This window comes from Microbacterium sp., from assembly GCF_035554235.1.
Classification (GTDB): domain Bacteria; phylum Actinomycetota; class Actinomycetes; order Actinomycetales; family Microbacteriaceae; genus Microbacterium.
In genome coordinates this window covers 1-13036 of record NZ_DATMIO010000103.1, presented here as the reverse complement: position 1 = coordinate 13036, position 13036 = coordinate 1, and the positions used below count along the sequence as shown (strand labels likewise).

Here is a 13036-nt window from a genome sequence, read left to right as displayed (position 1 = left end):
CGCTTTCGATCGACCGTCCAATAGACGAGTATCTATATAAGCGTCGGCCGTCGCGCGCCCATCGGCCGACGGGATTCCGTCGAGCGAAAGGAAACACCGTGACCATGAAACACCTCCAGGCATCGGCAGCAGCAGCGGCGTCGCTGCTGGCGGCCGCACTACTGCTCAGCGCATGCGGCGGCCAGTCAGCAGGCGACGGGGCGAGCGGAGGACTCGGCGGCACGGTCGTCACCGACGGATCCTCGACCGTCGAGCCGCTCACCAACGCCGCCGCCCACCTCTTCGAAGGGCCGGAGCCGGGCGTCGATGTCGTGGTCACACCGACGGGTACGACCGCAGGATTCCGGGCATTCTGCAACGGCGAGATCGACATCTCGAACGCGTCCCGCCCGATCTCCGACGACGAGATCGCCGCGTGCGAGGAGGCAGGCGTCGAGTTCACCGAGATCGTCGTCGCCAACGACGGCCTTTCTGTCATTCTCAACCCGGAGAACGACTGGGCGACCGACCTCACACTCGAGCAGCTCGCGACCATCTGGGCTCCCGAATCCGAAGGCGCGATCACGAACTGGAACCAGGTCGATCCAGACTTCCCCGACGAACCCCTCGTGCTCTTCGGTGCGGGCAGCGACTCGGGAACGTTCGATTACTTCTCCAACGCAATCAACGGCGAAGAGGGCGCGATCCGCGCGGACTACAGCGCGTCCGAAGACGACAACAAGACGATCGAGGGTGTCGCAGAGAATGTCGGAGGCCTCGGCTTCCTCGGGCTGAGCTACGTCGAGGACAGCAGGGGCGTCGTCATCGCGGCATCCGTCGACGGCGTCTCCCCGAGCACCGAGTCGGTGCAGGACGGCAGCTACACGCCGCTCAGCCGCCCTCTCTTCATCTACGTCAACGACGCGTCGTACGCCGAGAAGCCCCAGGTGAAGGCGTTCGTGGACTTCTACGTCGAGAACGTGCTCGAGGTCGCCGAGCGGGCGCACGTCGTGCCCCTCACGGACGAGCAGGTCGCGACCGCTCAGGACGAGCTCGCCTCACTCGGCTGAGCGGCCCCGCTCACTCGTCGGCGGTCTCCTGCTTGCCGCGCATCACCAGCGATGGGTCGGGCCTGCCCACGACCGCATCGTCACGCCCCTCGTAGTCGAACTGGCCGAGGAAGAAGCGCATCGCGTTGAGGCGGGCGCGCTTCTTGTCGTTCGATCGCACGATCGTCCACGCCGCGTGCTTCTTGTCGGTGCGCCGGAACATCTCCTCCTTGGCGACCGTGTAGTCCTCCCACCGATCGAGCGAGGCCAGATCCATCGGGGAGAGCTTCCACCGGCGCACCGGGTCGAGCTGGCGGATCGCGAAACGAGTGCGCTGCTCCGTTCGCGAGACAGAGAACCAGAGCTTCGTGACATGGATGCCGGAATCCACGAGCATCCTCTCGAATTGCGGCGCCTGAACCATGAAGTCCTCGTACTCCGCGTCGGAGCAGAACCCCATCACGCGCTCCACCCCGGCGCGGTTGTACCAGGACCGGTCGAACATGACGATCTCGCCCGCGGTCGGAAGATGCTCGACGTAGCGCTGGAAGTACCACTGCCCGCTTTCGCGCTCCGTGGGCTTGCTGAGGGCGACGACCCGCGCCGTGCGCGGGTTGAGGTGCTCCGTGAACCGCTTGATCGTGCCGCCCTTGCCCGCGGCATCCCGCCCTTCGAAAAGGATGATCGCGCGCCGGCCGTTGTCCTCCAGCCAGTACTGGAACTTCAGCAGCTCGATCTGCAGCCGGTACTTCTCATGCTCGTACTCGTCGCGATCCATCCGCTCCGCGTAGGGGTACCCCTCCTGCCACGTGAAGACCGGGTTGCCGTGCGGATCGATCAGGTCTGGGTCGGGCGTATGCCCGTCCCGCACCGAATACCCCAGCTGGCGCAGGTGCTCGATGTACTCCCGCAGTCCCTCAACTCTTGGATCGTTCAACGCTCCTGGCTCCTCACCCGACCGACGTCGCTCTTGCGCCGCATTATCGCCGTTGTAACTGTCGCGACGGTGAACCCGATCATCGGGGGGCGAGCACGCCGTCGTCGCCGCGGATCAGCGCAGCTCGATCTCCCTCGCCTGCGACACCCGCCCACCCACCTCCACCTGCTGACCGAGGTAGCGCACGTGCGTGTGCAGGAGGGAGCCTTGACCCTGCACGATTTCGACATCGCGCCCGAGTTCGGCCGCGAGCCGGACCGCGGCCGCGCCGGTGGCCTCGTCTTCGCGGATTCCCAGCTCGGGTGCGAACATCCGTGCGCGAGCGCGCCGCGCCGGCTCGTCGAGCCACGCCCACACGTAGTGCAGCCCGAGGCCATAGGCGTCCGGATCGACCGCTTCCACCTCTTCGGGAGACGCGAGCTGATCGAGTTCGAAGGCGGGAGTCCACTCCGGCAGTGCCGTCACGTACACGAGGTCGCCGTCGATGCGCACCCGAACGCTTCCCGCGGGGACGTTGATGGCCTTGACTTCGTCGCCGCTGCGGTGCAGCCACGCGGCGAGCCCGACCGTCGGGTGCCCGGCGAAGGGCAGCTCCTGGGCGGGGGTGAAGATCCGCGCCGTGGCGGCGCCGGCAGCGACGGCATCGATGAAGATCGTCTCGCTGAAACCGAGGTCGGCGGCGATCTCCTGCTCGTGCTTGCGCGTGGAAGGCGACGCCCAGACGATGCCGAGCGGATTGCCGTGCGCGCCGGCGTCATCGATGAACACGTTGACGACATTCACAAGAAGGTTCACGGCACCCGAGTCTGGCAGGGTTGCCCCTCACCGGGCGCGTCGAGGGACTGCTTGCGAACTGTTCACCCGTTCGACGCCCGGAGGTTACTACGGTGGGGGAAGGCCCACCAGGGGCCGATGAGATCTGGAGGTGCGCGAATGGCGCAGAAGGTCATCGCGGTCTACAGCACCAAAGGCGGCGTCGGCAAGACGACGGCGGCCGTGAACCTCGCGTGGGAGGCGGCGAAGGAGTTCCGGGTGCTGCTGTGGGATCTCGACCCGCAAGGGGCGGCGACGTTCCTGCTGCAGGTCAAGCCCAAGGTCAAGGGCGGTGTGGCCGCACTGGTGGCCGGTGACAGCAAGGTGGCCGGCGCCATCCGCTCCACCGGCTACGACAACCTCGACGTGCTGCCCGGGGATGCGAGCTACCGCGATCTCGACCTCGTGTTCGACCACGCGAAGAAGTCGGAGCAGAGGGTCTCCAAGATCCTCGAGCAGGTCGAGGGCGACTACGACGTCGTCATCCTCGACTGCCCGCCCGGCGCCGCGCTGGTCGCCGAGAACGCCGTGTTCTCGGCACACGCGGTGGTGGTGCCCCTCGTGCCGTCACCGCTGTCGATGCGATCGCTCGAGCAGGTCGAGGGTTTTGTGGCGGCATCCGTGTCGAAGGCGCCCGTCGTGGGGTTCCTCTCGATGGTCGATCGTCGCAAGACGCTGCACCGCGCGACGGTCGAACAACTGCCCGGGGCGCATTCGTCGGTCACCGACGTCGTCGTGCCGGCGACGGTGCAGATCGAGCGGATGGGCGCGGAGAGGGCACCTGTCGGGAGCTATGCGCCGAGCGCCGAGGCCGCACGCGCCTACGGCGAACTCTGGATGCGGGTCAAGGCGACGGTGAAACCGAAAGCACGTAGCCGCAAGCACTGAAATCGGACGGGTCGGAACCTCGCGTCGGCCAGAGCTTCGCCGCGGCCGGGGCTTCGCAGTGGCCGGGTCGGAGCCTCGCGTCGGCCAGAGCTTGGCCGCGGCCGCAGCTTCACGAGCCGCGCGCAGCCACACCGCCCATGCCTGGCGCGTCGTTCGCCTCGGTGGCCTGGTCGAACCGCTTGCGAGCTTTCTCGATCTCGCTGTAGTTGGCGAGCGCCCAGTGCGCGATGCTCCTCGCCGGCGGAATCAATGTCGCACCCAGATGTGTCAGCTCGTACTCCACGCGCGGCGGGATCTGGGGGTAGACGGTGCGGGCGACGAGACCGTCACGCTCGAGCTGTCGCAGGGTGAGGGTGAGCATGCGCTGCGACACCCCGACGACCTGCCGTTTGAGCTGTCCATAGCGGAGCGGGCCCGCCTCGAGAGTGATGATCAGCAGCAGTGACCACTTGTCGCCGACCCTGTCGAGCACCCCACGGATGGCGGGACCGTCGTGGGGGTACGTCGCGCAGACGTGTTCGTAGTCGGAGTGCGGCCGGGCACGCCCGCTTTCCGCTGTCGTCGACATCCTCGCCTCGCCCTCTTCGATAGGCACATGAATGTGCCGTCTTGTTCTTCCGAAAATAGAACCAGATGATGTGGTTACGCACAACTAGTAACCGACTTCGGGAGAAAGCAATGAGCCAATACACACCACCAGCGGATGGTCTTCAGGGACGCCGTGTCGTCGTCGCGGGAGGTACGGGCGCCGTCGGTGAGGGGATCGTCCGCAGCTACCTGCGAACCAACGCGCAGGTCGTGGTGCCGACCCGCTCTCAGTCGCGGTTGGAGGAGTTCCGACGCATCCTGGGCGCCGAAGGCGATTCAGCGCATCTCACGCTGCTGGTCGCCGACTACTCGACGGTGGATGGCGCGGCGGTGCTGGCAGAGCACGTCGAGCAGAGTTACGGACCAGTGACGGATGTCGTGGCATCCGTCGGCGGCTGGTGGGCCGGGCCCGCCCTCTGGGACACCCCCGCAACGGCGTGGGATGAGTACTTCACGGGGTACGCCACGGCGCATCTGTCGCTCGCGCAGGCGTTCATGCCGAGACTCACCGCGGAAGGGGCGTACCACGTGATCGTCGGAGCGTCGGCGATCTATCCCGTCGCGGGGTCGGGGATCGTCTCCATGCAGCAGGCCGCGCTGCTGATGATGGGACGAGTGATGCAGACCGAGGCCGGGAGCCGGCGGCGCGTGTTCACCCACCTGCTGGGCTACGTGAACACCCGTGCTCGCGCACAGCAGCGGCCGGACTGGATCAGCGCCGAAGAAGTGGGCCTGCTCACCGCGACGGTGTCGGCGAACCCACGGCTCTCATCGAGCAGCTTCGAGCTGCTCGACAAGTCCGCTCTTGAGAAGACACTCGCCGACATCCAGGGCACCGGAGTACGCGCTTGACCACCGCCACCGGCACTGAGCACGTCCGGGCGGCATCCGGGAACGCGTGGCCTGCGCTTCCGGCGGTGCTGCGTGACAGGGCGATCGATCCGGCACATCCCCGGTACGGGCTTGTGCGTTCGAGCTATATGGCGGTCGGCAGCCCTCTCCTCGTTCTCATGGCCGAGCGGGACGTCGAAGTGGCCGCCGCGGTGCGCTACGCCGGCGACGTTCGTGAGGCAGCCGGAGAGAAGGTGCCGTTCTCGTTCCGCAGTGGCGGTCACGGCATGTCCGGGTCGTCGGTGAACGACGGCGGGATCATCGTGGACATCTCCGGGATGAATCGCATCGAGATCACCGACGCGGAGCGCGGTCTGGTTCGAGTGCAGGCCGGCGCCACCTGGGGGGATGTCGCTGCCGCCCTCCAACCGTACGATCTGGCCCTGACCAGCGGAAACTTCGGCGACACCGGGGTCGGCGGCCTGGCCACCTCCGGCGGGGTCGGGTTCTTCATCCGCTCCCAAGGGCTCACCATCGACCGCATCCGCGGCGCCCGGATCATCACCGCCGACGGCAGCATCCACTGGGTCGACGAACAGCACGATCCCGACCTGTACTGGGCCGTCCGCGGCGGCGGGTCGCAGGTGGGAATCGCCACCGAGTTCCTCTTCCAAGCCGAGCGTCTGCACTCGCGGAACGGCGATGCCTCGGTCATCAACCAGATGGCCGGCTACCTGGTGACCGACCTGCCCGGCTTCGTGGAGTCCTGGAGCGACTGGATCAGATCAGCCCCTCGCGAGATGGTCAGCTTTCTGATGCTCCGTCCGGTGAACGACCGCCGCGTCTCGATCCAGGCGATCAACGTGTGGTCTGGCACCGATGTCGACAAGGCCACCCCGGTCATCGAATCCGGCGCGGCGCTGGGCCGGCTCACCAGCCACGAGGCTTTCATGGCCCCCTATCCGAGAGTCGTACCCACCCCCCGCGCTCAACACACGGGGCAGCAGCACATCCGGCTGCGGGACGTGCTCGTCGACCAGGCAGATCGTCAGCTGGGTGCTGCGTTCGCGGAATCCTTCGCGCACGGCACCACCGCGATGGGCGAGCTGCGTTCTCTCGGGGGTGCGATGAGCGACGTCCCGGAGGACGCGACGGCCTGGGCGGGACGACATCAGGAAGCACTCGCCGCCACGTGGGTGCAGCCGCATGGTCAGACCCTCGAGGACGAGTCGTTCGCTCCCATCCGACGCCTGGGCACCGGAGCGTACGGCGCCTACTCCTCAGACACGACCCCCGCCGCCGCCGAACTCGCGTGGCCCGGCGACACGGGTCAGCGGTTGCGTCGCATCGCCGAGCGCGTCGACCCCGCCGGCCTCTTCGACCAGGGCATCCACCTGCGCCGCGACGCCGTTTAGGGCCGCGGCGGCATCACTGCGGTGATGGCCGGCGGACTCGATCGCTCAGCCGACCCGCGAGCGAATCGGATCCAGCACCGCCTCCGCTGCCCATGCGGCGGCGTCGGCGATGTCGCTGCGGCTCATTCCGAACTCTCGGCGGAACGTGACCCACGTCGCGGCCGAGTCGAGGTGGGCGAGGGCCGCCACGATCGCCCTGCGCTCATCGTCGCCGAGCGCCGGGATCTCGGCATCGATCATCTCCTCCAGCATTGCCCGCCGTGGGCTGGGCGCGGCACCGCTGATCCCTCGCATGGCGGTTTCAGCCACCACGTGGGCCAGTTCTGGGCGAAGGTCGTACGACTCCATCACGGCCCGAATCGTCAGAGGCATGTCGAAGATGCTCTGGGAGTCCTGCCTCGGAAAGATCCTGCTTTCGATCCATGACGCCGTTGCGAGCAGCAGATCGACCCTGGTCGCATAGTTGCGAAAGATCGTGCGCTCGCCGACGCCCGCACGTCTGGCGATCAGGCGGAACGACACGTCGTCCGTGCCGAGCTCCTCAATGAGCTCGGCGTAGGCGGCCAGGATCGCCTCCTGCGTGCGACTGACGTCGCTCGCCGCTGCCGCATCGGGTTCGAAGGTCGCCGACATCGTCATCCGGGCGCCTGATGCGAGGAGATTCCCATTTCGGTGTCCGTGGGCATGAACAGGTCTCCCAGGACTTCTGCGACCGTGCGATCGAAGACGTCCGCAATGGCCGGCGCGCTCATCTCGAAGCCCGTCCGCATGCGGGCCCAGAACTGCGCGGACGCGAAATAGCGCAGGGTGGCTGCCACCCGGCGCAGATCTCGCTCGTTCACAGAGGGGTGATAGGTGGAGAGCATCGCCACGAGCGCTCGGGTGAAGAAGGTGGGCTCCGGCTCGCCCGTCGGTGAGATGGATGCCGCCCGCGCACACACGAACGCGAAAGCCGGCGAGGAATCGAACGCGAGGAACCGGGCGCGCGACGCCTCCCGGAACTGAGGGATCGTGACGAAAGGCGGCAGCGGGAATTGCGTGGATTCGATCCACCCTGCGACGCCCTCCAGGAGATGCGATCTCGTGGGGAAGTGGCGGTAGACCGTCCTCTCCGAGACGCCGACCGCGTCACCGAGGGTGCGATACGAGATCTCATCGAACGGGTTCTCGCGCAGAACCGCGGCGGCGTTGGCAAGGATCGCGGTCGGAGTATCCACTCCCTCCGCCATCATCCGCCCCTTCCCTTCTGCAGTGTGTTCTCTCTAGCCATCCGCGATGGCGGATGGTCTCGCCGCGACGCTGGCTCGGCAGGCAGTACATAGCGATCCGAGTCATCCAGCGTCAGCGCGAGCGACGACACGTACTGTGTCTCTCCGTGAGCGCCACGCTCCGCCGATGCCAGCATATCCGGACGCTCGAACGTGTACCCCGTGACGTGGCAGCGTAGCCGTGCGCCCGAGGGGTTGCCGTCGGAATCGAGCATCGGCGAGGCGATGCCATCCGTCTGGCGTCGCAGGTAGTACCTGCCCCGTGTGAGCAGCGCCATGAGCGGGGTGGTGATGACGGCGACCCCGATGGCGATCAGCACCGAGAACGGCCGCACCCCCTCACCGAACACGCCCCCGAACGCCGCAAGCGAAAGGAGCGACGCCATGCCGACCGACACGAGGCCGACGGGATTCCAATCGCGCAGCATCCCGCGGCGGAACTCGGGAAAAGTAGGCGAGATGTGCAGCACATGCTTGTTGATCGCGATATCGGCGGCGATCGTGACCAGCCACGCCATCACGACATTCGCGTAGAGGCTGAGCACGAAGCTGATGAGACTGAAAACGTCCATCCACATCAGCGCGAGAGCGATGGCGAGGTTGAAGAAGATGAAGATCGATCTGCCCGGGTAGGTCTTGGTGAGCCGCGTGTACACGTTCGACCAGGCCAGTGACCCGGAGTAGGCGTTCGTGACGTTGATCTTGACCTGGGCGACGACGACGAGAACGAGCGCCAAGCCGATGGCCAGCCACTCCGGCATGATCGATTCGTAGAGAGCGATGAACTGGCGGACCGGTTCGGCGGCCTGCGGGCCGAGATCCGGGTCGACGCGGGTAATGAGGTAGACCGCGAGGAAGACGCCGATGACCTGCTTGATGCCGCTGAAGAGCACCCAGCCAGGCCCCGCGAACAGGAGCGAGGCCCACCATGACCGCCGATTCGCGCGCGTGCGCGGCGGCATCGCCCTGATCACGTCGATCTGTTCGGCCAGCTGCGGCGTCAGCGCGAAGCAGACGGCGGCGCTCGCGATGATCGCCTTGAAACTGAGCGCCCCATCGGACGCGCCCGGGAATGCCACGAACTCGCTCACGGCGTCGGCGTCCGACAGAATCACCCACAGCAGCGGCAGCAGCGCGAGCGCGAGCCACAGCGGTGTGGTCCAGAACTGCAGGCGCTCGAGTGCGCGCATCCCGTAGATGACGATCGGGATCACCACCACGGTGGAGATGAGGTAGCCGATCGGGAGCGGGATGGCGACCGCGATGTGGAGCCCCTGCGCCATGATCGCCCCCTCGAGGGCGAAGAAGATGCAGGTGAACACGGCGAAGATCACGGTCGTGATCGACGAGCCGTAGTAGCCGAATCCCGACCCGCGCGCGATCAGATCCAGGTCGAGGTTGTAGCGAGCGGCGTAGTAAGCGATCGGCAGGCCGACGATGAAGATCGTGATCGACGCGAACAGGATGCCGACGAGGGCGTTGTTCGTTCCGTGCTCGATCCCGACGCTGGCCCCGATCGAGAAGTCAGCAAGGAAGGCGATCGAGCCGAGCGCCGTGATCCCGACAGAGCTCGCGCTCCAGCGTCGGAAGGACCGGGGAACGTAGCGGAAGGCATAGTCTTCGAGGCTATCCTCGGCGGCTGCCCGCGCGTTGTCTGCCCTCGCCACGTCGCACTCCCTGCGCCTCGCACGTTGGGCTCATTGTTCCTGCCGCGTGTTACAGCCGCATTGCGTGCAGAAAGCATTAGATCGTCATCGCCGCGCGCACCCCTTCGGCGGCGAACGCTCCGCCCTCGCCGGTACGCGATGCGAAGCCGCTCGCAAGCACGAGGTACCTGTCCGCAGCCTCCAGCGCGAAGCCGATGTGCTGCTCGACGAGCAGCACGGAAAGGCCGTCGTTTGCCAGCTGCATCACGGTGTGCTCGATCTCTGCGACGATCGTCGGCTGAATCCCCTCGGTCGGCTCGTCGAGGATGAGCAGCTTCGGTTCGGTGATGAGCGCCCGGGCGATGGCGAGCTGCTGACGCTGGCCGCCCGAGAGCAGGCCGGCCTTGCGGGTAGCGAACCTCTCCAGGGCGGGGAACCGGGAAAGCTGCTGCTCGATGAGCGCCTTTCCCCGCTTGCGGCCGTCCGCGACGAGCTGCAGGTTTTCCATCGTCGACAGCTGCGGAAACGACTGCTGGCCCTGCGGTACGTACGCCATGCCGCGTGCGACGCGTTTGTTGGGTGGCAGGGCCGTGACGTCCGCGCCGTCGAAGATCACCTGGCCGCCGCGCGGCTTGATGAGTCCGATCGCGACGCGCAGCAGAGTCGACTTTCCGGCGCCGTTGTGGCCGAGCACGGCGACGACCCTTTCGGAGGCGGGCAGCGTCACACCGTGAAGCACGAGGGTGCGGCCGTAGCCGGCCTGAATATCGTTCATCTCGAGCATCTCAGGCGCCCCCCTGGCTCGCGGCATCCGTCACTGCGGTCTTCGCCTCGATCGCCGTATCAGCGACGACCAGCATCGCCGCTGTGGTCGTGGCCCCGGCGGTGCCGAGGTAGACCTCCTGCACCTTGGGGTCGGCCTGCACCTGCGCAACGGTTCCCTCCGAGAGCAGCTTGCCCTGGTGCAGCACCGTGACTCGCGATGCGTATCGGCGCATGAAGTCCATGTCGTGCTCAACGACGAGAACGATGCGGCGCCTGGCGATGCGCTGCAACAGCTCGCCGGTGGCGGTCCGCTCGTCCTGGCTCATGCCCGCGACGGGTTCGTCGAGCAGCAGCGCACGGGGCTCCTGCACGAGCATCATCCCGATCTCCAACCACTGTTTCTGACCGTGCGAGAGGATGCCCGCGGGCGTCTCCCGCTCGTTGTTCAGTCCCGTCTCCTCCAAGGCGAGCTCGATTGCTGGCTCGACGCCACGTCGTGCACGCAACAGGGAGAGCGAGGAGCGGTGCAGGCCCGCCGCGATGTCGAGGTTCTGCAGAACCGAGAGCTGCTCGAACACGCTCGCGGTCTGGAAGGTACGGCCGACTCCGAGCCGGACGATCTTCTGAGTGGACGTGCCCAGCAGTTCCTGGTCGCCGAGCGTCACCGATCCGGAGCCCCGGGACAGGCCGGTGATCGCGTCGATGCATGTCGTCTTGCCCGCGCCGTTCGGGCCGATGAGGAATCGGACCTCTCCGGGATGTGCGTCGAAGGAGACACCGTCGACCGCGACGAATCCATCGAACTCGACGCGCAGATCCTTGACGACGAGCGACCCCTCGGCGGCAGTCACTTCTTCACCTCATCGAGCACAGGCGCCGAGACGGAGGGAGGCGCGGCGGGCGTCCCGCGCGACCGCCACACGAGGCTCTTCGCCCTTCCAAGAAGCGATGACAGCCCCATGGGGAGGAAGAGGGTGACCAGGATGAAGACCAGGCCCAGGATGTAGATCCACCCGCTCGGCCAGCTGGAACCAAGGCTCGACTGGCCCCATCCGATCGCCATCGCACCGAGAGCCGGGCCGAACAACGAGGCGCGGCCGCCGAGCGCCACACCGGCGATCATCAGGATCGAGGCGGACGCGCCGATCTCCGCCGGCGTGATGATGCCGACGATCGGGACGAACATGGCGCCCGCGATGCTGGCCATCACGGCGGCGATCACGAAGGCGACGAGTTTGATGTTGGCGGGGTCGTAGCCGAGGAATCGAACACGCTCCTCTGCGTCCCGCGTGGCGATCAGCAGTTCGCCGAAGCGACTGCGGCCCAGCTGCCACACCGCCAGCAGGCACACGATGAGCAGCGAGGCGGCGATCATGAAGACCATGATCTTGTTCGCGTCGTCGTCCAGGACGAATCCGAAGAAGTACTTGAAGTCGCTGAGCCCCGTATCCCCTCCGGTCTCACGGATCGTCGAACTGATCAGCACGGCCAGCGCCACGGCGAGCGCCTGGGTCAGGATCGCGAAGTAGGCCCCCTTGACGCGCCGCTTGAACAGCGCGTAGCCGAGAGCCGACGCCACGATCACGGGGAGCAGCACGATAGCCAGCAGCGTGAACACGTCGCTGCGGAACGGTTCCCAGAAGGCCGGGAGCGGCGCAGACGGGTCGTACAGGATCATGAAGACGGGAAGGCTGTCGGGCCCCGCGGTCTCCAATGTCAGGTGCATCGCCATGGCGTAAGCACCGAGTCCGAAGAAGACCCCTTGGCCCAGGACCAGCATTCCGCCTCGACCCCAGGCCAGGCCGATCCCCACGGCCGCGATCGCCCAACAGCAATACTTGCCGAGGTTGTTGATCCAATGCATGGAGAGCGTTGCTGGGGCGACCACCAGCAGCAGTGCGGCGAATACCGCGATGCCGATGAGTGGAAGCCACGGCTTGAGTTTCGTCATGTCAACCCCCGGGTGCGGACCGTGAACAGGCCTTGTGGACGGAACTGCAGGAAGACCACCAGGAGCACGAAGGCGAGCACCTGGGCCATGCTTCCGGTCGTCCAGTCGGCGAAGTACGACAACGCGATACCTAGGGCCCACGCGGCGATCACGGTGCCCTTGATCTGGCCGACGCCGCCCGCGACGACGACCAGGAACGCCGGGATGATGTACTGCGTGCCCATCTGAGAGTTCGTGCCGCCGATCAGGGACGCGGCGACACCGGCGACCCCGGCGAGGCCGGATCCGACGAAGAACGTGATGCGGTCGACAGCGCGGGTACGGATGCCGCTCGTCTCAGCGAGGTCCCGATTTTGGACGGTCGCTCTGATTCGGCGTCCGAACGGCGAATACTTGAGCCACGCCGCAAGGGCCGCCAGGCACAGGGCCGCGAGCACGATGGTGAACACCTGGCGAAGGGGCCACTCGTAGCCGAGGACGTTGATCTGCCCGTCGAGCCAGGTCGGCTTCTCCACAGGTACGCCCTGAGCGGGAAAGATCTGCAGTGCGATCTGCTGCAGGATCAGACTCACCCCGACCGTGACGAGGAGGGTGTCGAGTGGCCGTCGGTACATCCACTGGATGAGGCCGACCTCCAGAAGGAGGCCGAGGAGACCGGCGCCGAGGAAGGCGAGCGGAAGAGCCAACAGGATCGAGAGGTTGCTGGATGTGACCACCAGCTGGGTCAGGTAGGCGATGAATGCACCGGCCATGATGAACTCGCCGTGCGCCATGTTGATCACCCCCATCTGCCCGAAGGTGAGGGTGAGCCCGAGCGCTGCAAGCAGCAGCAGAGCACCCAAGGCGGTGCCGTTCAGGAGCGGTGGTATGAGTGCGTCCACGTGCTGTCGCCCTCTCTGCGGTGGA

Annotated in this window: 14 protein-coding genes; 4 read left to right on the top strand and 10 right to left on the bottom strand. The window is 66.6% G+C overall.

What is annotated here, in order from left to right:
- Positions 1-104 precede the first annotated feature (104 nt).
- Complete coding sequence (locus tag VNT50_RS05140) at positions 105-1049, top strand: PstS family phosphate ABC transporter substrate-binding protein (RefSeq protein WP_325484029.1); 945 nt, start codon at positions 105-107, stop codon at positions 1047-1049.
- Positions 1050-1059: 10 nt separating this feature from the next.
- On the opposite strand, the gene ppk2 is transcribed toward VNT50_RS05140, so the two are convergent.
- Both ppk2 and VNT50_RS05130 read right to left on the bottom strand, forming a co-directional pair.
- Complete coding sequence (gene ppk2, locus VNT50_RS05135; RefSeq protein WP_325484028.1) at positions 1060-1965, bottom strand: polyphosphate kinase 2; 906 nt, start codon at positions 1963-1965, stop codon at positions 1060-1062.
- Positions 1966-2079: 114 nt separating this feature from the next.
- On the bottom strand, positions 2080-2760 hold the full coding sequence (locus VNT50_RS05130; protein ID WP_325484027.1) for a PhzF family phenazine biosynthesis protein: 681 nt from the start codon (positions 2758-2760) through the stop codon (positions 2080-2082).
- A gap of 138 nt (positions 2761-2898) precedes the next feature.
- Here VNT50_RS05130 and VNT50_RS05125 point away from each other — a divergent pair, with 138 nt between their 5' ends.
- Positions 2899-3666, top strand: a complete 768-nt coding sequence (locus VNT50_RS05125; RefSeq protein WP_325484026.1) for a ParA family protein — start codon at positions 2899-2901, stop codon at positions 3664-3666.
- A gap of 109 nt (positions 3667-3775) precedes the next feature.
- Here the strand turns inward: VNT50_RS05125 and VNT50_RS05120 are convergent, their stop codons facing one another.
- Complete coding sequence (locus VNT50_RS05120) at positions 3776-4234, bottom strand: winged helix-turn-helix transcriptional regulator (RefSeq protein ID WP_325484025.1); 459 nt, start codon at positions 4232-4234, stop codon at positions 3776-3778.
- Between the two features lie 110 nt (positions 4235-4344).
- Here VNT50_RS05120 and VNT50_RS05115 point away from each other — a divergent pair, with 110 nt between their 5' ends.
- Together VNT50_RS05115 and VNT50_RS05110 are read left to right on the top strand one after the other, a co-directional pair.
- The gene (locus tag VNT50_RS05115) at positions 4345-5106 is read left to right on the top strand and encodes an SDR family NAD(P)-dependent oxidoreductase (RefSeq protein WP_325484024.1); all 762 of its coding nucleotides are present in this window, start codon (positions 4345-4347) and stop codon (positions 5104-5106) included.
- A complete protein-coding gene (locus VNT50_RS05110; protein WP_325484023.1) occupies positions 5103-6500 on the top strand; it encodes an FAD-binding oxidoreductase in 1398 nt (465 codons plus the stop codon). The genes VNT50_RS05115 and VNT50_RS05110 overlap by 4 nt, the downstream gene beginning before the upstream one ends.
- 45 nt (positions 6501-6545) lie before the next feature.
- On the opposite strand, the gene VNT50_RS05105 is transcribed toward VNT50_RS05110, so the two are convergent.
- The 7 genes from VNT50_RS05105 to urtB form a co-directional block, all read right to left on the bottom strand.
- Positions 6546-7139 (bottom strand): TetR/AcrR family transcriptional regulator, encoded by a 594-nt coding sequence (locus tag VNT50_RS05105; protein WP_325484022.1) that lies wholly within the window; start codon positions 7137-7139, stop codon positions 6546-6548.
- Positions 7136-7717, bottom strand: a complete 582-nt coding sequence (locus VNT50_RS05100; RefSeq protein WP_325484021.1) for a TetR/AcrR family transcriptional regulator — start codon at positions 7715-7717, stop codon at positions 7136-7138. Before VNT50_RS05100 ends, VNT50_RS05105 begins: the two co-directional genes overlap by 4 nt.
- A gap of 11 nt (positions 7718-7728) precedes the next feature.
- Positions 7729-9435, bottom strand: a complete 1707-nt coding sequence (locus VNT50_RS05095) for a purine-cytosine permease family protein (protein WP_325484020.1) — start codon at positions 9433-9435, stop codon at positions 7729-7731.
- A 76-nt stretch (positions 9436-9511) separates the two neighbouring features.
- On the bottom strand, positions 9512-10189 hold the full coding sequence (locus VNT50_RS05090) for an ATP-binding cassette domain-containing protein (RefSeq protein ID WP_325484019.1): 678 nt from the start codon (positions 10187-10189) through the stop codon (positions 9512-9514).
- A gap of 10 nt (positions 10190-10199) precedes the next feature.
- The gene (gene urtD, locus VNT50_RS05085; RefSeq protein ID WP_325484018.1) at positions 10200-11030 is read right to left on the bottom strand and encodes an urea ABC transporter ATP-binding protein UrtD; all 831 of its coding nucleotides are present in this window, start codon (positions 11028-11030) and stop codon (positions 10200-10202) included.
- A complete protein-coding gene (gene urtC / locus VNT50_RS05080; RefSeq protein ID WP_325484017.1) occupies positions 11027-12130 on the bottom strand; it encodes an urea ABC transporter permease subunit UrtC in 1104 nt (367 codons plus the stop codon). Before urtC ends, urtD begins: the two co-directional genes overlap by 4 nt.
- The coding region (gene urtB / locus VNT50_RS05075) for an urea ABC transporter permease subunit UrtB (protein WP_325484016.1) at positions 12127-13036 on the bottom strand (910 nt) is incomplete at its 5' end. The genes urtB and urtC, both read right to left, overlap by 4 nt.